This is a genomic window from Rheinheimera tilapiae, from assembly GCF_042432165.1.
Taxonomy (GTDB): domain Bacteria; phylum Pseudomonadota; class Gammaproteobacteria; order Enterobacterales; family Alteromonadaceae; genus Pararheinheimera; species Pararheinheimera tilapiae.
Genome location: NZ_JBHLXP010000001.1, coordinates 341,346 through 360,991, shown reverse-complemented (window position 1 = coordinate 360,991; position 19,646 = coordinate 341,346). Strand labels below are relative to the sequence as shown.

Sequence of the window (19,646 nt, the reverse complement as noted above, 5' to 3'; positions counted from 1 at the left end):
TGGATGAGGCGCTGTTTTGGGCCGAACACAGCCCATGCAGGGTCATAGAGAAGTCGAGATCAGAGCGCTGTTTCAGCGTGAAGATTTGCAATGAATATGCTGGAACACGGCATATCAGCTGCTGTAGTGACATTGGCAACTTATTGCAATCGCCTTACAATAAGATGGTAATAACTAGCAGATAAAAATCTGATTCTGCCCGTACTGAACAACCTTAACTAAGTAGTGTGCCCATGGAAAAGAAAACAGCCCGGTTAACCATTTTGATTGACCCGGATAAAAAAGCTGCATTGGAAGAGTTGTGTCTGCAACAGGACATCACCCCGTCACAGGTGTTGCGGCAATTGATCCGCAGCTACCTGACGGACCATGGTATTGATTACAAAGCCAGGATCGCCAAGCGCGACGGTGAAGCTTCTTCATAACTGCCGCTCACTACGTTTTGCCCCACCATATCAAGCAAAACTCTGGTCAACAGTCTGGGCTGCGCTGTGACCACAACCCACCCATTAGCTCTCGTTGAGGCTGCTGTTCAAAGTCAGCAGGAATAATCAGTGTGCCAATATCTGGTAATCGAAGTGTAATCACATTATAATGCGATTATCATCAGATACCCATTGATGACCATGTCAGCAGAATTGATTTTTCCCCAATTCAGCAGTCGGTGATTAGCGCAGCTTGGTAGCGCACTTGGTTTGGGTCCAAGGGGTCGCAAGTTCGAATCTTGCATCACCGACCATTTTTTTTCTGCCGGCCTGTTGTCGCTGTGGCCCCGCAGTACCAGCCTTGTTCAGTCCACAACGACCACAGTACGCACTCTCAGACACAGCTTTATCAGACAGCGCAAAGCAGCTTGTCCCGATCGCGATATTGATCGACGCAGTGGTGCTCATAAGGCGTATTTGCCGCAGACATGACGATAAAAAAAACGGGAAATTCAGTGAGGGATTCATTGGCCGAACTCTGCCTCGGCCGTAGCATTAATCAAGGTTAAATAACTGTTTTATTTAACTTTATTCAGAGCAGTTCTATTTAGAGCGTCGCTATTTGCAGGTCATCTTTTTCAAAGCCGTATACATCCCCGTCAAAATTGACTGAACATCTGACGCCTTTTTCCCGCGTGGAGATCCGTACGACAGACCCCACCAGACCAAAATATTCACTGGTTGAATCAGTGACAATCACATCAATACCAACACGCCATTGCGATTCGGAAAAAGATTGCATCTAATCAACTCCTGATTTGAACATGAAAAGCACATTAACCAGCCATTATAATCTTATTATAATGCAATGACAATCAAAGCCGGTATAACCGTTTCATGTCAGCCTGGCTGGTTAATGGCTTCTGGCGCTCCTGGTGTTGCGGTGGGGTTCAAACAATGCGGCGGTCGCCACGCTGGCCCGGTCATTTACCGGGGCTGGTCTTCAAATGTAACTTCACCAACATGGCACTCCAGCCATGCCAAAAATTCTGCTCCGCAGTCGCTTTGCTGCGCAGTGCCCGGGACAATCGTTGGTTTTGGTCAAACTGCAGCCATTTATCCGGATCCGGCACCAGGCTGTTAAAGCCGGCCCGCAGCGGTGTTGTGTTCTCAGTCTTCGCTTTGATGATCATGGGTGTCCTTACTTAAAATAATACAGCGGCAAAAACAGCGGAGTGTCAGCGGTATTGCTGTACAGACGGCGCTATTATCGTTCGCGTTTAACCAATGTTCGGTGCGCTAGCCCACAGCCACGTGCATCAGCCATGTGGGATATCGAACCGATCATCTTAAGACCAGTTGATAAGCTTTAACCGTCTCTGCAAGGCAGACGTGATGTTGTCAGGCAGCCACCAGCACAGCAGTGCGTAAAAAGGGATTGTGAGAGCAAATAACATGGCTGAAAAAATAAAACAGGCATTACTGGTGCACAGTGCAACGTCAGCACTGACTCCAGAGCAACTCGTGATTGAAAACAATTGGTTACGCACTGAGCTTTATCAGGCCCGCCAGCAAATTGCCAACGACCTACAAACCTTTGAGCGGCTGCGCCAACAAAGTCAGCTCGATTTTCTGACCCAGACGCCAACCCGGCTGTTGCTAAGTGATCGGGCTTCCCAAGCCTTCCGCCAAGCGACACGTCAACATACCGAAGTGTTAGTTGTATTTATCGATATTGACCGTTTTAAGCAAATCAACGACCACTTTGGCCACAGTACCGGCGATCAGGTACTGGTGCAGTTAGCGGCGCGGTTGCAACAATGTTTGCGGATCACTGACACCGTCTGCCGCTATGGCGGTGACGAGTTTGTCTTGCTGTTGCCACTGACCTGTGAACCACGTGATGTCCAGCTGCTGGTTAACAAACTGCTGCATTGTGCTACGCAACCGATGACCATCAGTCAGCAGGTCATAGTGCCACAAATCAGTCTCGGCGTCGCGATTTACCCGTTACATGGTCAGACTCTGGCCAGCCTGATTGAAAAGGCTGATCAGGCGATGTACGCCGCCAAAGCGGATGGTGGCCGGCATTTTCGCATCAGTGCAATGAATGGCAAGACTACCGGTTAACCTTTATCTCGCCCGGCGTTGCAGGCGCAGCGCCGGTCAGCTGTTGGTCGAATGACGCCAAATCACCGGTTGGCCCGCCGTTTGAGCGGCCTGCAGTAACTGCAGTAGTGGAAAGGTACGGGTAGCCAGACTGATTTGTGATTCCAGCTGCAATACCGGCGCGATATGCCCGGCCAGATTGCTGTTGTCCGCCTGGTCAGTCTGTACGGCGGCCTGGGCGTCAGCGTCACTGTGTTGTTGCAATAACGCCAGCGCATCAGCAACGGCGCCAGCCGGCACTATGCCTTCGGCTTTTGCCGCTTTGCCGCCACGACCGGTGTTGTTGTCATAGGGCGTACAGCCCATCATTTGCAGCATCTGCTCCCCCTGAGCCTGCAGGTAGGTCAGCGGGTACCAGTTTGGTGTTGTGAAGGTAATCATAATCATCACTCCGTTATTGAAAAAAACACTGCCGGTGTCACACCCGGCAGCTGCGATGCTTGATATTGATGCTACGGATCAGCGCGCGGCTAGCGCCGGTTCCGTAATGATCACTTCGACCCGACGGTTTTGCTGACGTCCACCCACTGAGTCATTGCCGGCGATCGGCAGCTCTTCCCCTTTGCCCTGACTGCTGAGCCGGCCGGACTGAATGCCGCGGCCTAACAGAAAATTCCGCACGCTGTCCGCACGTTGTTGCGACAATCCCTGGTTGTAACCCGAACTGCCGACACTGTCAGTGTGACCTTCAATAATGGCGCCCCGTAGCGGATACTTGCTGAGAAACGATGCCAGATCGCTCAGATGCTGACTGGTGGCGGACTTCAGATTGGCTTTGCCGGTGTCAAATAACACGTCACCCAAGGTCACCACCCAACCCCGTTCCGACTGGCGGGCGTTCAGCAGTTTTATTTGTGCCTGCAGTTCGCTGGCCAATTGCGCCGCGTTATCAGCATCGGCTTTGGCAGTTAATACCTGCTGCTGCGCCACATCAGTTTGCTGGCGAGCCGCCGCAGCGTCAGTGCGGGCATTACGTGCATCCTGCTGCGCCAAATCCGCTTCACGGGTGCGGGAATCCAGCCGGGCGTCATCGCGCGCTTTGGTCAGCACTTTTTGCTGATCTTCGGCATAACGACTTTGCGCCTGCGCCCAGGCAATATTCACTTTGCGGTCAGCGACAAACACCAGATGACTGGATAATGCTTCGTCTTTTACCGGTTGTTCCGCTGCGCGCACCGCCTGTTCAGCTTGCGTGATCGCCGTCGGCGCCAACACCGCCAGCTCCTGATTGGCCTGCAGGGCACTGAGTTCAGCGCGCACATCAGTAATACCACTGGCGAGCTTCGGTGCACTGCTGCAGGCCGTCAATACAGTTAGCGTCAGGCCATACCAGCACAGCTGGCGCGCCCGGCGTAACGGGGTCAAAACAAAGGGCAGGTTCATGGCTGATTTCCTTGCGTGTTACGCAGCATTTCCTGCTGCAGGATACCGAGACTGGTTTTCATCTCGTCGTTGACACTATTGGCCTGCGCCAAATCTGCGCGGGCAACAGCCAGCTCGGCATCCAGTGTGGCTTGCATGGCATAGCGATCTGCATTGACGGCGTCCCGATGCAATAAGGCGCTGCGTGATGCCTGCAGTTTTTGCCGCGCTTCGGCCAGTTCACTGGCGGCATATTGGCCAACACGGTCCTGTTCAGCGCGGGCGATGGTGCGCTCTGCTCTGGTCATTTCATCGGTGGTGGCCAGCGGCGAAGAGCTACAGGCGGCAGCGCCGGTCAGTACCAGCACCGGCAGCGCTATTACCGGCAGCAGCCGGCGCCAGAGCGGCAGGCGCGGCCAGAATGGTAAGCGCGGCCAGTCCGGCAACCATTTCTGGATTTGATTCAACATTTGATTCAACTTTTGATTCGACATCTGCAACTCCTTGCCCGGGTTCTTGATACCGGGAGTGTTCAGGACAAAAGCCCTGCAGCGCCCGGCATGTTGTCTTGCCAGGCTCTGCCGGATCCGGCATATCAGAACAACAATGCTTTTGAGGTCACACTTTTAACGCCGCGAATATTCTGCGCAGTTTCGATCGCCAGTGAGCGTTCAATGCCGCTGGCCACTTTGCCGGTCAGTGTCACAATGCCGTTGTTGGTGCTGACATCAATGTCGCCACCGCTGATATTGCTGGAGTACATAAAACTGGATTTCACTTTGGCCGTGATCCAGCTGTCCGAAATGTTGTGACTTTCATCCTGCTTTTTCGCTTTTGCTTTGTCGTCGTCGCTCATCGGATGATCCTGAATTTTCAGATTGTTGGTCACAGACATCACGCCGCGGGTATTCATTGCCAGCCGGTTGGCGATATCTTTGGCGGACTGACTGTCGGCACTGCCAGTCAGGGTGACCCGGCCATTTTTCGTTTTGACATCGGTGCCCACCGAATCCACATCCTTGTTCCACAGCAATTTCGAGCGGATAGCGGCAGAAATGCTGGCATCATCAATTTTGTCGCCAAATCCACTCTGGCCAAAATGCGGCACATAACTGGCTTCAACCACAATTTGATTGTCGACATCCGTAATTCCTGACACGCCCAGCGCGATTTCACTGGCCAGTTCTTTACTGACTTTTTCATCCACTTTACCGGTCAATACCGCTTTGCCTTTTTGTACTGTGACTTTCAGATCGTTGGCGCGCAAATACGGATTTAACGCATAGCTGGTGGCGATTTGAGCTTCCTGCCGCACGTCATCCATCGAGGTGGTGACTGCATCGGCGGCCAGAACTGTTTGCGGTGCCATCGTTAATAAAATGGCCGAGGCGAACATAAACTTGCGATAGAGAGGGTTCATCAGCGTGCTCCTGTTGGTGGAAAAGGCAACCGGTGCTGCACTGGCAGCGCCGGCTGTGCTGCACAGGGCCGGACAACAGCGGCGAATCAGCTATTTAGGCTCCGCCGTCTGGTCAGGTCCTGGTGCAAATTCACTTAGCAATGGCATTTATCAATAAAACTTTTTACCTGTTTGCTCGCCATGTCCTGACTCAGCGAATAACGCTGTTGCACCAAATCAGTCAGGTTGGTCTCCACGCCACCGGATTTCAGTAATTCGCTTTCACTGATTTTGCTCCAGTTGCTTTTTGCCGCCTGAATTTGGCTATGCCATTTGCCGTTAAACGCATCTTTTTTCACGCTGTCAGCCGGTTTGCCGCTATCAGCAGGTTTGTGGCTGGTGGCGTCCATTTTCGCTTTATCAGCGGCAACCGCTTTGCTCATGTTGGTGGTGTCGCTGGCAGTTGCTTTGGCATCGTCTTTGGCCGTTTTGGCCGCAGCGTCAGTTTTTGCCGTGGTGGTATTCGGGTCGATTTTTGCAGCAGCTTTATTCTGTTCGGTGAACTTATTCATAAGGACCTCAGGGTAATTCGGCGTCTTGCAGAGTTGCAGGAACCGGACGTGCAGCTTGGCAAGTCAGCAGGCTGTAGTCGGTGCGTTAGCGCGCATGGCATCAATTGTGGCAATGCTGTTAGCAAATCAGGGTTGTTGCCGGGGGCTTTTACGGACTCGGTGCTGCAGCGCACAGATCAACGCCGTCAAACCAGCCATGTTGCAGGGAGTGAATGTCATGACACAGGAGCGTCCGATGAACAAACACCATAAAGCAACCTTAGCAGCAACAGGGTCCATTTCGGGCGGTACCGCGCAGCGGCACCATGCCGCAAACCATGCCGCAATGCACGCCGGATCGACTGAGCCATATCCAGTCAACGCAGATAATCCCGACACTTTGTTGCTTGGCTGTAAAAAGCTGGTCGGGCAGCGGCTGAAGAATCATCGCGGTGAGGTATTAGGCACGCTGGACAGCATTGTGCTGGACCTGAAAACCGGCCGGATTAGCTATGCAGTGCTGGCCTATCCCAGCTCGTTTGTCGCACCGCCGCGCCTGTTCGCCCTGCCCTGGCATGCATTGGTGCTGGATGCTGACCAGCGCCACTTTAGCGCTGAAGCTGAACATACCGAATTACAGCGTCAGGCTGGTTTTGACCGTGCCCTGTGGCCGGCGATGGCCGATCCGCAGTGGCAGCGCAAGGTAGATGGCTTTTACAGCAGTGACTGACAGTCTGGCCAGCGCGGACGCGCCGTCAGCTGGCCAACAACCCATAGGAGAACTGACATGTTAAGAACCGTCGCTTTGGTATTGCTGGTGCTGTGGCTGCTTGGGCTGTTAGCGCCGATAGGGATTGGCAGCCTGATCCACGCGTTATTGGTATTTGCGCTGATCCTGCTGCTGGTTGATGTCTTTCAGGCCCGCAGTTAGAGACGGTCCCGTTTATTGCCGGTTCCGCCCCCGTAAGGCAGGTCCGGATTTGTTGGAGATGATTATGTTAATACAATCCAAAGGCGTCGCCCCGGCACTGCCCGCTGACGCATCTGTTGCATCTTGCCCACATTTGACGCCGCGAACACTGGCGTTGTGGTTCTGCAGCGGCTGCGTTTTAGTATTGCCACAGCTCGTAATGGCCGACAGTTACCGGATGGAAACACCTTCCTGGTATGTCGGTGCCAGTGTTGGCGAATCGCGGCTCAGTCTCGATACCTCACAACTTGAACGTGATATGCAGGCGCAAGGTTTACCGCTGGCGTCGTTGTCGCGCAATACCAATGACACCGGCTATAAGCTGTTTGCCGGATTCGCGCTGAATGATTATCTGGCACTGGAGGGCGGTTATTTTCGCCTCGGTGAAGTGGATTTCTCCGCTGTCACTGCCGCCACGCCGGACGGCAGCACGTATCCGCTCGCTGGTCATCTGCGTGATCAGGGGGCCAATCTGGATTTGGTGGCGCGGATGTTATTAGGCAGTGCTTTTGCGGTCACGGCGCGACTGGGTCTGACCTATAACGACACTGATTCGCGGCTTGAGTATCAGCGGCCGATCAATCTGGATCAGTACGACCGCAGTAAGCACTATCTGAAACATAAATTTGGTGCAGGTTTGGAATATCAGCTGACGCCGGATTGGGGCATGCGGCTGGAACTGGAACGCTACCGGCTGGATGATCTCTGGGGCGACCAGGGCGATATGAAGCTGCTGTCGCTGGGTCTGGTGTACCAATATGGTCAGCGCACCGCTTATGCTGAGCCCACGGCAGCACCCGAGCCAACTGCAGCACCGGAACCGTACGCCGATCCGCCAGCGCCTGCAGCGCCAGACGCCGCGCCGGTATTGATAGAACTGGCCGACGTGCATTTTGAGTTTAACCAGTCTGCGCTGACGCCTGCCGCCAAAACCATCCTGGCGCAGCATGTTGCAACGTTAAAAGCGCAACCGGATACGCAGGTACAGATCGCCGGTTATACCTCGGCCAGTGGCACCGATGCTTATAATCAGCAGCTCAGTGAGCGCCGGGCGCAAGCAGTGCAGGACTATCTGACCAATGAAGGCGGGCTAACCCCAGCCCGGCTGACCAGTATCGGTTACGGCGAAGCGTCACCGGCCGAAGTGGAGATTAAGCCGTCCGAACTGCGTTCCAGCGCAGCAATGGCCAATATGCGGGTACTGTTTCGTTTGCTGTTGCAATAACGACTTCCGCACGACAAAAAAAACAGCGGCTAAGGCCGCTGTTTTTTTTCTGTCAATTATCAGAATTTGCCGCAATGCCCCGGTGGCATTAAACGTTCCGATTCATGTTTGACCACGTTGTAGCATTCGCAGCAGGTGTCTTCCAACAGCTTGCGGTTCACCACTTCGATATGACCGCGACTGTAATTGATGATACCCATTCGCTGTAGTTTACCGGCAGCGTCTGTGACGCCCTCCCGGCGCACACCGAGCATATTGGCGATCAGTTCCTGCGTCATCAGCAAATGATCATTTGGCAGCCGGTCTATCGACAACAACAACCAGCGGCACAGCTGCTGTTCGATACTATGATGGCGATTACACACCGCCGTTTGCGCCATCTGCGTTAACAATACCTGGCTATAACGCAGCAGCAAATATAACAAAGCGCCGTGGCGGTTAAATTCGTCTTTCAGGCGCTGACCAAACAACTTGTAGGCATAACCGGCACTTTGCACCACGGCGCGGCTGGTGGTGCTTTCGCCGCCCATAAACAGCGCCACGCCAACCATGCCGTCGTTGCCAACGACGGCTATTTCTGCCGAAGCGCCATTTTCCATCACATATAACAGTGAAATGATCGAGTCGACCGGGAAATACACGTAACGCATCTTGCAGCCAGCTTCACCAATCACCTGGCCCAGTTTGAGTTCCACCAGTTCCAGGTGCGGGTTAATCCGTTGTTTGACGTCAGGCGGGAGTTCACATAACAGGCGGTTTGCTTCTGGTGGCGGCTGCGTAGCTTTGGTGTGCAGTTTTTCCGATACAGATTTTACTGCCGGCGGGTCAATCGTCATAGCAGATCCTTTTGCGGTAGCGTACCTAAAAAGATACAGTTGTAGTATACGAGAAAAAATTTATCGCTATGTGCGGTAACGCACATATGCGGTGTTTAGTTGTTGTTCTAACCACTCAAGGGCTGGTAACAGCTGCAGCTGCGTGCCAATAGGCTTTGCCGGTCGAGAATATGCAGCCGGCCCCGGTTATACAAAATGATGCCGTTGGCCTGTAAATCGCCGGCGGCGACCGTGATACTGCTGCGGCGCACGCCCAGCATGTCAGCCAGAAACTGATGGGTTAAATACAATTCATCAGTCTGGATCCGGTCGTGACTCATCAGTAACCACCGCGCTAACCGCGCTTCGACCTGATGAAAATGCGCACAGACCGCGTTTTTGTTGAGCTGACGTAACAACAGATACATGTACACGCGAAGCAAAGGCGCCAGATGTTCACTCTGCGCCAACGCCGCTTCAAACACCGGTACCGGGAAGCGCCAGGCGAGGCCTGCGCCCTGCACTATCGCTTCTGACGGCACTTGCCGGGTCTGCAGCAATATGGTGACTCCGAGCATGCCTTCATAGCCGACCAGCCCCATTTCCAGCGGTGGATGGCCTGGCAATTTGGCGATCAGCGAGATAAACGCCGTCAGTGGGAAATACAAATGCTGATATTGTTCATCGGGCAAACAGAGCGCCTCAGCAAACTCCAGTTGCACCAATTCGGCCTGCGCCAACAATGCCGTTTGTTCGGCTTCCGGCAGATGTCGCAGCAACCGGTTCTGGATCTGTGGTCTTTGAGTAGCGGGGATCACGACTGGCATAAGACTCCTTTCTTAACGCATGAAGAAACAGATGACAGGGTTGCCAGCATGTTATTGCTGGTCCTGCGATAACGATCACTGCGCCATAGCTGGTTATTTCACCCGCATATCATTTTTCACCGACACCACGCCGCCAATATCGCGCGTTAGCCGCATCGCCGTACTAATGTCTTGCTGTGAATTCACAAAGCCGCTGAGCTGCACTACGCCTTTAAAGGTTTCGACATTGATTTCGGCAACACTGAGCGTTTTTTCGCCGAGGATCGCCGCTTTCACTTTAGTAGTGATCACGCTGTCATCCAGATACTCACCAGTGCCTTCTTTGTTGTGTTCAGAGCTGCAGCCGGCAACGGTCGCCAGACTCAGCGTCAGCAGAAAAATACGCAGAACTTGATTGGTTTTCATCACATACACTCCGTGGTTTAGCAGAAAAAATCACCTTGCCGCATCAGCCGGCGCGACCGGTTAGCAGCAGCACAATCAACACCAGCAGCATGATGCCGATGGCTCCGCCAGGGCGGTAACCCCAACTACGACTATGCGGCCAGGTGGGCAGAGCGCCCAGAAACAACAAGATCAGAATGATCAGCAAAATTGTCGAAATGGACATGGGTGGCCTCCGTGGCGCCGGAGCACAGAAGGTCCCGGATAACCCAAGTCTGCCCGGTTCAGTACAGACGATCGGTGCGCTGGCGCACTCAACACCGTTGCAATGGCTAATTTACATACAGCGCAATAGCCCGGCCGTCGGCGGGATAAGTGCTCCGCCGAACAGAGAACCGCACGCTGACAGCGCATGCTCAATGAACTGTCCATTACAGGACACATCCGCCGCCCGCGGCTCCAACGCGGCGTTATCGTCACTGCCCGGTTCGCCGGCAACCACAGAAGGTTCATCAGATGAATTATCACGAACGCGATATTTATGGCATTTACAACAATCCACAGTTTTCCCCGCCGCTAATGGCACAAGGCCCGGGTCCACATTTGATGGGTGCCGAAACGTTGATTGGCAACAACGTGTTGAATCATGCAGGTCAAACCCTGGGTGACATCAAAGAAATCATGTTGGAAGTGGAAACCGGCCGCGTCGGCTATGCCGTGTTGTCGTTCAGCACTTACTTTGGCCTCGGCGAGAAACTGTTCGCCGTACCTTGGAAGATGCTGAAACTGGACCCGCTGCAAAAATGTTTTGTCATGGATTTGTCACCCGAGCGGCTGAAAAACGCGCCGGGTTTTGACAAAGGCCACTGGCCCAATATGAAAGATGTGGAATGGGAAAAATCACTTCATAGCTTTTACGGCAGCAACCTGAATTAATCGCTGCAACGGCGGGTGCCGGTGATAGTAAATCACCTGTGCACCCGCCGTTTTTTTATGCGTTTGCTTGTTTAGCCGCGGCGCGTTGCTGCGACGTGGTGCGTTGCTGTGGCAGAACACGCACATGCTGTACACTCTGCCACAACGCGAACAACCAGACCGGCAGTTGTTGTAGCCACGACGATCTGCCTTTACGTCTTTCGGCAGCGCCGACCGACAGGTGCTGCAGCAGACTCAGGGTCAGCACCAATCCGCCAGCCAGTAGCAGTGGCGTTTTCAAGCGGACGATCAACCGGTGCTGTACTTGTTGGCGCTGGGCCCGGCGGGCTTGCAATGAACCGGCACAGCGCTGGATTTGCTGGTTTAACTGACTGGATGTGAAGGACATGGTGCGACCTCAGCAAGTGGTTCAGATTTGTTGCCGCTATCGCCGGGCGGGTGATCGCTCCAGCTTTGCAACGTCGCCGGAAAACGCAGAAAGTGACTGTGATAACGGATTTGCCGCAAACAAATTGCCAGCGCCAGCAGCTGTAATAGCAATAACACCAGCAAACCCTGCCAGGCTGACCAGCCAAGCGCAGCCAAACCGGTCCACACTAACAACAGCAGAATCACCCAGCTACTGAGCAGCAGCAATGCGGCAAAGAGCCCAAGCACACAGATCGCCACCAGACTTTCGGCAGCGCGCTGTGTCTCGAGAGTCAGTAACTGCAATTGTTGCCGCCACTGGCTGCGGATCAGCTGCAGATACTCTTTCAGCTGATCCACCAGACCCGGCGCTGCGGCATGGACCGGAGCAGCGCCGGGCGTATCGGCAGGTCCGGCCGGTTCAGCCGGCACGGGATTTCAGCAACCAGCTGATGACAAAACCGGTGGCCACAGCAGCGCCAAGTACAGCCACAGGCCGGCGACGGATCTGGCCTCTGACCGCGTTACCGAGACGTTGCCCGGCAGCGGTCAGCTGTTCGGAACGTACATCAAAATTCTCGGCACTATGACTGGCGGCGCTGGCCAGCCGATCGACAGTGTCATGGGCTTTGACACTGAACTGATCAATTACCGGATGGGCGGCAGCAGACGCCTGGTCAATCACATGATTAAAACCTGATGCTTTGGCATCGGCGCTGGTATTCATTTTGAGCGGGTCGGTTGACGTTTGCATAGCTACCTCAGAACTCTGCCAGATCCGCAGCAGTGCGGGGCAGGAACTGCGACTATGCCAGCTGTAGCGCAGGACTTCGGTGCGCTGACGCACTTGTGTCACAAAAGGGCATCACCGGGGGAATAACGCGCAAACAAAGTGAAGTTACAAACACAAGCGGTAGCCCACTCCGGCCTCGGTTTTCAGATGCTGCGGTGCGGCCGGATTGTCTTCGAGCTTTTGCCGAAGCTGCGCCATATGCACACGGATGTACTCGGGTCTGTCCTGATAGGTAGCGCCCCAAACCTGGGTCAGGATTTGGTTGTGGGTCAATGCAGAGCCGGCGTGACGCAGCAGGCATAACAACATTTCGTATTCAGTTTTGGTCAGATGGACTGCGACGTCATCTTTGTGGACCAGCCGCTGCACCGGGTCAATCCGCACTGTGCCAAAGCCCAGGACCGGTGTATGACCATGCCGCGGTCGCAGCGCTGCCCGTAACCGTGCCAGCAGCTCGCCGGCACTGAACGGTTTGGTGACATAATCGTTGGCACCACAATCCAGTGCCGTCACTTTGTCCTGTTCTTTACCTCGGGCCGAAATGACAATCACCGGGACCTCGGACCATTGCCGCAACTGGCGTAACAGCTCAATGCCATCGATGTCTGGCAGGCCCAAATCCAGCAGCAGCACATCAAAATGTTGGTGCGCCAGTAGTTCCAGACCACTGAGCCCTTCGGCACAGATCTCTAGCTGATAACCCTGACTTTGCAGCAAAGCCTGCAGAAAGCTCTGCATACCCGCGTCGTCTTCCAGCAGCAGGACCCGGTTTGGTGCAGGCATTAATGTTGGCGTGGTACTTTTCATTGTGGCCACTCCAGCAACGCCGTCACGCCGGTCGCGTTGTGTTCCAGCACAAAGCGGCCACGATGCAATGCCGCGACGGTCTGACAGATCCGCAGTCCAAGCCCGGTGCCGCTGTCGCGCTGCGTCTGACGTTTTTCGCCGGGGGCATTGTGCAGTCGCAACTGGTAATGCCCGTCCGCCGCGCTGAACACCAGCTGATAAGGCGGAGCACCGTGTCGATGGGCATTTTCCAGTAAATTCGCCAGCGCCATTTCTAATAACTCCAAATCGCCGGATAGCTGCTGCGCCGCGCCCTCCGGTCGCAGGCAAACCGGCATTAAGCCGGCATCGTCACTGCGTCTGGCCAGCGCGCCGGCAATTAAATCATCTGCACTGAATACACTGATCCGCAACGAATCGCGCATCAGCTGGGCTTTACTTAATTCCAGCACTTTTTCAAAATGTTGATTGAGCAGCAGACTTTGCTGATAGATATTCTGCGCCTGTTGCTGCCGTTGCTCGGCCGACAATTGCAAATCAGTATCCGCCAGCATACTGGACGCGCCCATGATGGTCGCCAGTGGTGTGCGCAGATCATGTGACAGACTGCGCAGCAACACGGCGCGTTGTTGTTCCAGTTCCACCTGCAATTGTTGCTGTGCGCTGGTATGCAGTTGCTGACGCAAACGATCAGACAAATAGCTGATAAATACCCCAAACGCAGCCATGACAAAAAAGCTGATAAAGTTACTGATATCATGCACGTTCAGCGTGTAATACGGCGGCACAAAACACCAGTTCAGCAATAACACCGACCAGATCGTCGTCAGCATCGCCGGTGCTTTGCCAAACTGCAGAGCCATCGCACTGATCCACAATAACAACAGCATCGCGACATCAGTCGGACTGATGGCCTCGCGCAGCGGTATCAGCAGCAGACACCCCAGTACCGGCAGCAGCAGGATCCCGCTGACCGACCACAGCAGTGAATGACGCCACCCGCTATTCTTTTGCAGATAAGCCAAGGCCATCGTGTTGCCTCAATACCGCCAGTACGACGGGGAAAATAACACCACCAGCGTCAGAATTTCGAGCCGGCCCAATAACATACCTAAACTTAACCACCACTTGGCACCATCTGGCAAGCTGGAAAAATTGCCGGCGGGGCCAATAATAGAACCAAGACCCGGCCCTACGTTTGCCACAGCTGTTGCTGCGCCTGTCACCGCAGTGACCAGATCTAATTCATAAAACGACAACATCAACGCAATGAAACCAATACTGGCGAAATAGATAAAGCAAAACGCCAGCACGTTGCCAAGCAACTGGTCATCAACTGATTTGCCGCCATATTTCTGGCTCCAAACCGCTTTAGGATGGATCAGCAATTTCAGCTGTTTGACCAGTAACATCGCAGACAACTGAATACGGAAGATTTTCAGGCCGCCTGATGTCGAGCCGGAACAAGCACCGGCAAAGGTGATGTAGAAAAACAGCATCACCGCCATATTGCCCCACAGCGTGTAATCTTCCGAAGCAAAACCGCAAGTGGTAATGATCGACACCACATTAAACAGACTATGCGTCAGTGCATCAAAAGCGCCCCGCGCATTATGCGCTACCTGATAATAAGTCAGAAGCGCAGTGCAAAAAGCCACAATTAATAAGAAAGCCCGGACTTGTGGATCTTTCCACAGCGCTTTGCGATCCCCTTTCACCATGCTGATAAACAACACAAAAGGCATCGCCGCCAGCAACATAAAAAAGCTGCTGAGCCAATAAATCTGTGGCATCTCTTTGTAAACACCAAATGAGGCGTCGTAATTGGCAAAACCACCGGTTGCAACAGTCGCCATCATATGAGTAATGGCATCAAAGCCATTCATACCAGCCAGATAATACGCAATCGCCGTGACCAGACTCAGCACCAGATAAACACCGCCAATCGCCGCCGACATCGAGGAGCTACGCGGCAGGATTTTCTCTGAAGTGTCGGAGCTTTCGGTTTTAAACAGCCGCATGCCACCGATTTTCAACGCTGGCAAAATGGCGATGGCCATCACGATAATGCCGATCCCACCAATCCAGTTCAGGATCGCGCGCCAGTACAAAATACCTTTTGGCAGATTATCTAAGCCCGAGTAGACAGTCGCGCCGGTAGTGGTAATACCGGAAACCGTCTCAAACCAGGCATTGGTAAAACTTGAATTAGGAATAATCAGCCAGAACGGCAAGGCAGAAAAAACACAAATGACCAACCAGCTTAACGTGGTCAACAAAAACAACTGTCGCTGCTTCATCGCAACCGCATCGCGGCCCATTAACGTCAGGCTGTAGCCGACAATGACACAGGTCGCTGCAGTACCGAGGAAGGTCCAAAAAGTGTTTTCGTTAAAATACACCGACACCGCGGCGCCGCTCAGATGTACCACCGACAACAATAACAGCAAGTAACCGAGGACTTTGTAAATCAGCAGGCGACCACTCTGGCGTGGCGCCGACAACGTGAGGCTGGACATCAGCAAACACCTTCAACATCAGAGGTGTTTATTGTAAAACTGTGGCGCGAACGGCTTTATAAAGAAACTATAAGGATTGCGGCGCCTGACTGGCTGGTCATGGAAATTTTTGCTGAAACAGCTGGCGTACCGCCGGTTCTAAGAACAAACCACCGGCCAGATAGTCGTCAGTTGAAGTGAGTTTATGGCTGATTTGATAGGCCGAAGCTGCCACAGACAATCGTTGCATATTGCGCTGTAAATCGACCGGCGCCACCACAATAAAATCGACCCGCCCGGCCAGCAACACCCGCTCCAGGCTTTGTTGTTGTTGCGGGCTGATTTGCACAATTTGATTCTCATCGAAGCCCTGCTGTAACAGAATTTCACACTGCGCGGTATTTGCCGGGCAAGCGATCCTGAGGTCTTTGTCCTGTTTCAAACGTGACAAAGGCCAGTTTTTTTTCGGATTCCGGTTTAATGCCACAAGGTTGATCGGCACTTGCTGGTCGGCAACCAACCAACGATATCGTGCTTCACGCTGCGGCGTGCGTAATATCTGGAAAATCAGTGCATTATGTCGCTGTTCGACCTGCCGCATCGCTTTGGGCCAGGACACATAGTGCAGTTGGTAACGCAGTTCCGGTACTTTCGCCATGATACTACGTAAGCGCAGGGTTGCCTCAGTTTCCCGGCCGTCGGGGGCCGGCGCCTCATCTGTAATGAGGTAGATATCCAGCTTTGGATATACCGTTGCCGTTGCGTTGGCCTCTGCAGCCGGCGTCACCATGCTGGACAATATCAACAGTAAAATAACGACGCTTCGCACTGAAATACTCCCGGCCAGATCCATGCAAAATATCTGTATGAAGATAATCGATCTAAGGTGATTTTTCTGCACTTTCCCCATCTCGACTAGTTAGTTTGAGTTTTTCTCAACTGAAGATTCGAAAAAATTCAATTAAATTTAGATGGCCAGCCATCCAAACATCTGTATACTTAGCCGCATCAACTGCTATAAGAGATTTCGACGATGCCGCTCAGTCTGCAGCAAAAGATTCAGGACCCGAACCAAGGTGTGTACCTGATTGGCACAACTCCGCCAAAAGCCGGCACTGCGACGGATAAAACCGAACGCATTGCCAGCAAGCTGCTGAAGCGCTTAAACGAAATCGAATTCGACGGTTTAGTTGTTTATGACATTCAGGACGAAAGCAGCCGGGTCAGCAGCGAACGGCCTTTCCCGTTTCACGCCACGCTGGACCCGCGTGAGTACAGCCTGTTGCTGCGTAAGCTGGCGCGTCGGGATGTGATCACCTACAAGTCCGTGGCGCAGCGCGATGCAGCCGAATTTCGTGATTGGCTGGGTGAAACAGCGCGCGATTATCAGCTGCAGAATCTGGTGTTGGTCGGCAGCCCTTCATCCAACGGCACGATCAAACTGAGTCTGGCCGACGCTTACCGCGAGTTAGCGGAACATCCGGCCGATGTATATCTTGGCGGTGTCGCCATTGCTGAGCGTCATGCCAGCAAAGGCAATGAACACCAGCGCCTGATCGAAAAGTCGGCACAAGGGTGTCAGTTTTTTATCACCCAGGCGGTCTACAACGCGCAGGCCACCATTGATTTACTGACTAGCTACGCCCGCAGCTGCCGCCAGCAAGGCCTGACACCGAACCGCGTGATCCTGACGTTCACGCCTTGTGGCGGTGAACAGACGTTAGATTTTATGCACTGGCTTGGCATTTCAGTGCCAGAAGCAGCGCGTTACCGCATTCTGGATGCAGAAAATCCACTGAATGAATCGATCCGCATCTGCCGCGACAACCTGCAACAAATACTGCAGCACTGCGCCAATTTAGATATTCCGCTTGGCCTTAACGTGGAAAGTCTGACCAACCGACGTGAAGAAATCGACGCCTCAGTGCTGCTGTTCCGCCTGCTCAAAGCCACGATGGAGCTGCATCTGGCTGAAAAGCAAGTGGCCTGACGATTACCTTTGTTTTTTGCCCTGCGGGCGGCACTTGGCTTATTTCTCGTTTTTACCTTCACGATGAGACCGTCTAGCAAAGATTTCACCTGTTGGTGAGTCACTTTCTTTTGTTTCAGCAAAAGAAAGTAACCAAAGAAAAACCGACCCCGGTTACGCTCGAAAGACCGATGAAAATCAACAATTTGAGGCGCTGGGGCAACTCGCGCGGCGCTACCGTCGCCGCACTCAAACACTCCCCAGCTTAAAACCTCAAACCGCTGATTTGCATCGGCTCGCTCCAACGGGGGGATTGGCTTTTTTAGTTGTTTTTGATTTTAACCAAAGAGAATTAAAAGCAAGTACCACTAATTGAGACCGGCTGCCCGTTGGAGCGAACCGGCTGAAAATCGTTGGCCAAGGTTTTAAGAAAACGGGTGTCTGAGCACGGCGACGCTAGCGCCGTGCGAGTTACGTTTTCGCCTTGGACGGCGACTTTTCAGACGGGCTTTAGAGCGGAACCGGGTGGCGCCTTTTCTTTCGGTTCCTTTCTTTTGGCAAGACACAATCGGACAAAGTCCGATTGAACAGCTTTAGCTGGCCCGAAGGGTGAATGGCATAGCCATTCATAAAAGAAAGGAACTCACCGTCAGGTGACATCTTTGCTAAGCGGTCTTGCCGCAACAGGCAAAAATGCAATTTGAATAAAAACCGCCCGTAGGACAAAGACTCAGCATCAGCGAAAACACCCGCCCACAGGGCAGAAAACCAGCAAACAGCAATCTGCAATCCCATGCCGTGCCCCACTCATCCCAGCGCTGGCAGGTCGGGCCGAACATTCTGACGACAATCCCCGGACAGGATGGTAATTTCAATGCAATTGCCTGCTCTCATTCGTGTTTCCGTCACAATTCCCGGGGTTTTAATGAACGTGTTGTCGTCGCGCCACTCTTCTCGCCACAGCGGGCTGGACCTGCTGCGGGCTTGCGCTATTGCGCTGGTGTTTATGTATCACTATATGGTGTTTGTCAGTGGCGAACCGACCTTTGGCTGGCTCAGTCAAATCGGTTGGGTTGGCGTGGATTTGTTTTTTGTTTTATCTGGATATCTGATTGGTAATCAGCTGTTGGAAGGACTGGCGCAAGGAAAGCAGCTGTCATTCCGGCGGTTTTACTGGCGGCGCGCCCTGCGCACCTGGCCGGTGTTCTGGCTGGTACTGGCCGCCTTTTTTCTGTTACCACAGCTGATGGGCGGCAACACGCCGCCACCGTTATGGCGCTTTCTGACCTTCACGCAAAATTACCAACTGATGCCAGGCACCGCTTTTTCGCACGCCTGGTCTTTATGTATTGAAGAACAGTTTTATTTCCTGTTGCCATTGCTGGTCTGGCTTTGCCTGCGGGTGGGTAACAAAGTGCAGCATGCCTTCTGGCTGATGGGCGCATTGATCGTCGCGGCGACTTGTTATCGTTATCAGATGTGGCAGTTATATGGGAATGAAGCCGATGGCCAGACGCGCTATTTTAATGCATTTATTTATTATTCCAGCTTCGCCCGGATGGACGAATTACTGCCAGGGCTTGCAGTGGCCCTGTTTAAAAATGCGTATCCGGCGCGCTGGTCGGCCTTGGCGCAACATCAGACCAAGCTGCAGCTGCTGGCATTTGGCGCCGTGGCAGTGATGTGCTATCTGCTGCTGAATTATGGCTATATCAAAGGCGAAGGTTACGGCTTTTTTGCCACAGTGTTTGGCTATTCCTTACTGGCAATGGCGTTTGCCTTGTTGCTGGCGAGCGCGCTGCAACCGGGCAGTCTATTGGCACGCTACCAGATCCCCGGCGCTGCGACTTTGGCGCTTTGGTCCTATTCACTGTATCTGGTGCATAAACCTATTGGCTTTATCATTAAACAGCAGGCGCCGCAGTATGGCTGGTCAGACGGCTTGGTGCTGCTGCTGAATATTGCGATATCACTTGGCGTCAGCGCGCTGTTGTACAAGTTGCTGGAGGCACCGGCGATGGCGTTGCGAGACCGCGTTTATCCGGATATCTTTCGCCCTGCGACGCAGCCTGAACACGCGGCGCCTGCCAAAGTACCTGGTTAATTCGACGCTACATACTTTTCCTCGG

Annotated in this window: 27 protein-coding genes and 1 tRNA gene; 9 read left to right on the top strand and 19 right to left on the bottom strand. The window is 53.4% G+C overall.

The window, feature by feature from the left end:
• Positions 1-233: 233 nt before the first annotated feature.
• Together ACFFJP_RS01625 and ACFFJP_RS01620 are read left to right on the top strand one after the other, a co-directional pair.
• Entirely contained in the window at positions 234-425 is a 192-nt protein-coding gene (locus ACFFJP_RS01625) for a ribbon-helix-helix protein (RefSeq protein ID WP_377239782.1), read from the top strand.
• Positions 426-662: 237 nt separating this feature from the next.
• Positions 663-739, top strand: a tRNA-Pro gene (locus ACFFJP_RS01620).
• A gap of 293 nt (positions 740-1,032) precedes the next feature.
• Here the strand turns inward: ACFFJP_RS01620 and ACFFJP_RS01615 are convergent.
• A complete protein-coding gene (locus ACFFJP_RS01615) occupies positions 1,033-1,227 on the bottom strand; it encodes a hypothetical protein (protein WP_377239780.1) in 195 nt (64 codons plus the stop codon).
• 181 nt (positions 1,228-1,408) lie between these two features.
• Positions 1,409-1,618 (bottom strand): hypothetical protein, encoded by a 210-nt coding sequence (locus tag ACFFJP_RS01610; RefSeq protein WP_377239778.1) that lies wholly within the window; start codon positions 1,616-1,618, stop codon positions 1,409-1,411.
• A gap of 262 nt (positions 1,619-1,880) precedes the next feature.
• On the opposite strand from ACFFJP_RS01610, the gene ACFFJP_RS01605 reads away from it, so the two are divergent.
• On the top strand, positions 1,881-2,555 hold the full coding sequence (locus ACFFJP_RS01605) for a diguanylate cyclase domain-containing protein (RefSeq protein ID WP_377239776.1): 675 nt from the start codon (positions 1,881-1,883) through the stop codon (positions 2,553-2,555).
• Between the two features lie 36 nt (positions 2,556-2,591).
• Here ACFFJP_RS01605 and ACFFJP_RS01600 read toward each other — a convergent pair whose 3' ends face one another.
• The 5 genes from ACFFJP_RS01600 to ACFFJP_RS01580 form a co-directional block, all read right to left on the bottom strand.
• The gene (locus ACFFJP_RS01600) at positions 2,592-2,975 is read right to left on the bottom strand and encodes a DUF1840 family protein (protein WP_377239774.1); all 384 of its coding nucleotides are present in this window, start codon (positions 2,973-2,975) and stop codon (positions 2,592-2,594) included.
• A gap of 78 nt (positions 2,976-3,053) precedes the next feature.
• The gene (locus ACFFJP_RS01595; RefSeq protein WP_377239772.1) at positions 3,054-3,977 is read right to left on the bottom strand and encodes an OmpA family protein; all 924 of its coding nucleotides are present in this window, start codon (positions 3,975-3,977) and stop codon (positions 3,054-3,056) included.
• Positions 3,974-4,450: a DUF4398 domain-containing protein gene (locus ACFFJP_RS01590; protein WP_377239770.1), complete on the bottom strand. Its 477-nt coding sequence runs from the start codon at positions 4,448-4,450 to the stop codon at positions 3,974-3,976. The genes ACFFJP_RS01595 and ACFFJP_RS01590 overlap by 4 nt, the downstream gene beginning before the upstream one ends.
• A gap of 101 nt (positions 4,451-4,551) precedes the next feature.
• Positions 4,552-5,376 (bottom strand): BON domain-containing protein, encoded by an 825-nt coding sequence (locus ACFFJP_RS01585; RefSeq protein WP_377239768.1) that lies wholly within the window; start codon positions 5,374-5,376, stop codon positions 4,552-4,554.
• 134 nt (positions 5,377-5,510) lie between these two features.
• Positions 5,511-5,927 carry a hypothetical protein gene (locus ACFFJP_RS01580; RefSeq protein WP_377239766.1) on the bottom strand — a complete coding sequence of 139 codons (417 nt, stop codon included), beginning with the start codon at positions 5,925-5,927 and terminating at the stop codon, positions 5,511-5,513.
• Between the two features lie 235 nt (positions 5,928-6,162).
• On the opposite strand from ACFFJP_RS01580, the gene ACFFJP_RS01575 reads away from it, so the two are divergent.
• The 3 genes from ACFFJP_RS01575 (at position 6,163) to ACFFJP_RS01565 (ending at position 8,101) form a co-directional block, all read left to right on the top strand.
• Positions 6,163-6,636, top strand: a complete 474-nt coding sequence (locus ACFFJP_RS01575) for a PRC-barrel domain-containing protein (RefSeq protein WP_377239763.1) — start codon at positions 6,163-6,165, stop codon at positions 6,634-6,636.
• 57 nt (positions 6,637-6,693) lie between these two features.
• A complete protein-coding gene (locus ACFFJP_RS01570; protein WP_377239761.1) occupies positions 6,694-6,837 on the top strand; it encodes a lmo0937 family membrane protein in 144 nt (47 codons plus the stop codon).
• Positions 6,838-6,901: 64 nt separating this feature from the next.
• Positions 6,902-8,101, top strand: a complete 1,200-nt coding sequence (locus ACFFJP_RS01565; protein ID WP_377239759.1) for an OmpA family protein — start codon at positions 6,902-6,904, stop codon at positions 8,099-8,101.
• A 59-nt stretch (positions 8,102-8,160) separates the two neighbouring features.
• Here the strand turns inward: ACFFJP_RS01565 and ACFFJP_RS01560 are convergent, their stop codons facing one another.
• The 4 genes from ACFFJP_RS01560 to ACFFJP_RS01545 form a co-directional block, all read right to left on the bottom strand.
• Complete coding sequence (locus ACFFJP_RS01560) at positions 8,161-8,937, bottom strand: Crp/Fnr family transcriptional regulator (protein ID WP_377239756.1); 777 nt, start codon at positions 8,935-8,937, stop codon at positions 8,161-8,163.
• 107 nt (positions 8,938-9,044) lie between these two features.
• A complete protein-coding gene (locus ACFFJP_RS01555; RefSeq protein WP_377239754.1) occupies positions 9,045-9,743 on the bottom strand; it encodes a Crp/Fnr family transcriptional regulator in 699 nt (232 codons plus the stop codon).
• 93 nt (positions 9,744-9,836) lie between these two features.
• The gene (locus tag ACFFJP_RS01550; protein WP_377239751.1) at positions 9,837-10,148 is read right to left on the bottom strand and encodes a BON domain-containing protein; all 312 of its coding nucleotides are present in this window, start codon (positions 10,146-10,148) and stop codon (positions 9,837-9,839) included.
• 43 nt (positions 10,149-10,191) lie between these two features.
• The gene (locus tag ACFFJP_RS01545; protein ID WP_377239748.1) at positions 10,192-10,353 is read right to left on the bottom strand and encodes a DUF3309 family protein; all 162 of its coding nucleotides are present in this window, start codon (positions 10,351-10,353) and stop codon (positions 10,192-10,194) included.
• Positions 10,354-10,643: 290 nt separating this feature from the next.
• On the opposite strand from ACFFJP_RS01545, the gene ACFFJP_RS01540 reads away from it, so the two are divergent.
• The gene (locus ACFFJP_RS01540) at positions 10,644-11,063 is read left to right on the top strand and encodes a PRC-barrel domain-containing protein (RefSeq protein ID WP_377239745.1); all 420 of its coding nucleotides are present in this window, start codon (positions 10,644-10,646) and stop codon (positions 11,061-11,063) included.
• A gap of 55 nt (positions 11,064-11,118) precedes the next feature.
• Here the strand turns inward: ACFFJP_RS01540 and ACFFJP_RS01535 are convergent, their stop codons facing one another.
• From ACFFJP_RS01535 to ACFFJP_RS01505, 7 genes are all read right to left on the bottom strand, one after another.
• Positions 11,119-11,451, bottom strand: coding sequence for a hypothetical protein (locus ACFFJP_RS01535; RefSeq protein ID WP_377239743.1), 333 nt, complete (start codon positions 11,449-11,451; stop codon positions 11,119-11,121).
• Positions 11,427-11,903 carry a phage holin family protein gene (locus tag ACFFJP_RS01530; RefSeq protein ID WP_377239741.1) on the bottom strand — a complete coding sequence of 159 codons (477 nt, stop codon included), beginning with the start codon at positions 11,901-11,903 and terminating at the stop codon, positions 11,427-11,429. Before ACFFJP_RS01530 ends, ACFFJP_RS01535 begins: the two co-directional genes overlap by 25 nt.
• Positions 11,893-12,327 (bottom strand): hypothetical protein, encoded by a 435-nt coding sequence (locus ACFFJP_RS01525; RefSeq protein ID WP_377239739.1) that lies wholly within the window; start codon positions 12,325-12,327, stop codon positions 11,893-11,895. The genes ACFFJP_RS01530 and ACFFJP_RS01525 overlap by 11 nt, the downstream gene beginning before the upstream one ends.
• A 42-nt stretch (positions 12,328-12,369) precedes the next feature.
• Positions 12,370-13,071 (bottom strand): response regulator, encoded by a 702-nt coding sequence (locus tag ACFFJP_RS01520; protein ID WP_377239737.1) that lies wholly within the window; start codon positions 13,069-13,071, stop codon positions 12,370-12,372.
• Complete coding sequence (locus ACFFJP_RS01515) at positions 13,068-14,081, bottom strand: sensor histidine kinase (RefSeq protein WP_377239735.1); 1,014 nt, start codon at positions 14,079-14,081, stop codon at positions 13,068-13,070. Before ACFFJP_RS01515 ends, ACFFJP_RS01520 begins: the two co-directional genes overlap by 4 nt.
• Positions 14,082-14,090: 9 nt before the next feature.
• Positions 14,091-15,569: a TrkH family potassium uptake protein gene (locus tag ACFFJP_RS01510; protein ID WP_377239733.1), complete on the bottom strand. Its 1,479-nt coding sequence runs from the start codon at positions 15,567-15,569 to the stop codon at positions 14,091-14,093.
• Between the two features lie 97 nt (positions 15,570-15,666).
• Positions 15,667-16,377, bottom strand: coding sequence for a transporter substrate-binding domain-containing protein (locus tag ACFFJP_RS01505; protein ID WP_377239731.1), 711 nt, complete (start codon positions 16,375-16,377; stop codon positions 15,667-15,669).
• A gap of 204 nt (positions 16,378-16,581) precedes the next feature.
• On the opposite strand from ACFFJP_RS01505, the gene ACFFJP_RS01500 reads away from it, so the two are divergent.
• Complete coding sequence (locus ACFFJP_RS01500; RefSeq protein WP_377239728.1) at positions 16,582-17,538, top strand: methylenetetrahydrofolate reductase; 957 nt, start codon at positions 16,582-16,584, stop codon at positions 17,536-17,538.
• Positions 17,539-18,027: 489 nt separating this feature from the next.
• On the opposite strand, the gene ACFFJP_RS01495 is transcribed toward ACFFJP_RS01500, so the two are convergent.
• Complete coding sequence (locus tag ACFFJP_RS01495; RefSeq protein WP_377239726.1) at positions 18,028-18,312, bottom strand: hypothetical protein; 285 nt, start codon at positions 18,310-18,312, stop codon at positions 18,028-18,030.
• A gap of 130 nt (positions 18,313-18,442) precedes the next feature.
• Between ACFFJP_RS01495 and ACFFJP_RS01490 the strand changes: the two genes are divergently transcribed.
• Positions 18,443-19,621, top strand: coding sequence for an acyltransferase family protein (locus tag ACFFJP_RS01490; protein WP_377239724.1), 1,179 nt, complete (start codon positions 18,443-18,445; stop codon positions 19,619-19,621).
• The last annotated feature ends 25 nt before the right edge of the window (positions 19,622-19,646 follow it).

Coding starts and splice junctions, on each gene's coding strand:
- ACFFJP_RS01615 (WP_377239780.1), bottom strand. CDS start 1,227: ATGCAATCTTTTTCCGAATCGCAATGGCGTGTTGGTATTGATGTGATT.
- ACFFJP_RS01600 (WP_377239774.1), bottom strand. CDS start 2,975: ATGATTACCTTCACAACACCAAACTGGTACCCGCTGACCTACCTGCAG.
- ACFFJP_RS01500 (WP_377239728.1), top strand. CDS start 16,582: ATGCCGCTCAGTCTGCAGCAAAAGATTCAGGACCCGAACCAAGGTGTG.
- ACFFJP_RS01610 (WP_377239778.1), bottom strand. CDS start 1,618: ATGATCATCAAAGCGAAGACTGAGAACACAACACCGCTGCGGGCCGGC.
- ACFFJP_RS01570 (WP_377239761.1), top strand. CDS start 6,694: ATGTTAAGAACCGTCGCTTTGGTATTGCTGGTGCTGTGGCTGCTTGGG.
- ACFFJP_RS01550 (WP_377239751.1), bottom strand. CDS start 10,148: ATGAAAACCAATCAAGTTCTGCGTATTTTTCTGCTGACGCTGAGTCTG.
- ACFFJP_RS01580 (WP_377239766.1), bottom strand. CDS start 5,927: ATGAATAAGTTCACCGAACAGAATAAAGCTGCTGCAAAAATCGACCCG.
- ACFFJP_RS01585 (WP_377239768.1), bottom strand. CDS start 5,376: ATGAACCCTCTCTATCGCAAGTTTATGTTCGCCTCGGCCATTTTATTA.
- ACFFJP_RS01535 (WP_377239743.1), bottom strand. CDS start 11,451: ATGTCCTTCACATCCAGTCAGTTAAACCAGCAAATCCAGCGCTGTGCC.
- ACFFJP_RS01545 (WP_377239748.1), bottom strand. CDS start 10,353: ATGTCCATTTCGACAATTTTGCTGATCATTCTGATCTTGTTGTTTCTG.
- ACFFJP_RS01605 (WP_377239776.1), top strand. CDS start 1,881: ATGGCTGAAAAAATAAAACAGGCATTACTGGTGCACAGTGCAACGTCA.
- ACFFJP_RS01565 (WP_377239759.1), top strand. CDS start 6,902: ATGTTAATACAATCCAAAGGCGTCGCCCCGGCACTGCCCGCTGACGCA.
- ACFFJP_RS01560 (WP_377239756.1), bottom strand. CDS start 8,937: ATGACGATTGACCCGCCGGCAGTAAAATCTGTATCGGAAAAACTGCAC.
- ACFFJP_RS01625 (WP_377239782.1), top strand. CDS start 234: ATGGAAAAGAAAACAGCCCGGTTAACCATTTTGATTGACCCGGATAAA.
- ACFFJP_RS01510 (WP_377239733.1), bottom strand. CDS start 15,569: ATGTCCAGCCTCACGTTGTCGGCGCCACGCCAGAGTGGTCGCCTGCTG.
- ACFFJP_RS01520 (WP_377239737.1), bottom strand. CDS start 13,071: ATGAAAAGTACCACGCCAACATTAATGCCTGCACCAAACCGGGTCCTG.
- ACFFJP_RS01490 (WP_377239724.1), top strand. CDS start 18,443: ATGAACGTGTTGTCGTCGCGCCACTCTTCTCGCCACAGCGGGCTGGAC.
- ACFFJP_RS01495 (WP_377239726.1), bottom strand. CDS start 18,312: ATGGGATTGCAGATTGCTGTTTGCTGGTTTTCTGCCCTGTGGGCGGGT.
- ACFFJP_RS01590 (WP_377239770.1), bottom strand. CDS start 4,450: ATGTCGAATCAAAAGTTGAATCAAATGTTGAATCAAATCCAGAAATGG.
- ACFFJP_RS01555 (WP_377239754.1), bottom strand. CDS start 9,743: ATGCCAGTCGTGATCCCCGCTACTCAAAGACCACAGATCCAGAACCGG.
- ACFFJP_RS01575 (WP_377239763.1), top strand. CDS start 6,163: ATGAACAAACACCATAAAGCAACCTTAGCAGCAACAGGGTCCATTTCG.
- ACFFJP_RS01595 (WP_377239772.1), bottom strand. CDS start 3,977: ATGAACCTGCCCTTTGTTTTGACCCCGTTACGCCGGGCGCGCCAGCTG.
- ACFFJP_RS01515 (WP_377239735.1), bottom strand. CDS start 14,081: ATGGCCTTGGCTTATCTGCAAAAGAATAGCGGGTGGCGTCATTCACTG.
- ACFFJP_RS01540 (WP_377239745.1), top strand. CDS start 10,644: ATGAATTATCACGAACGCGATATTTATGGCATTTACAACAATCCACAG.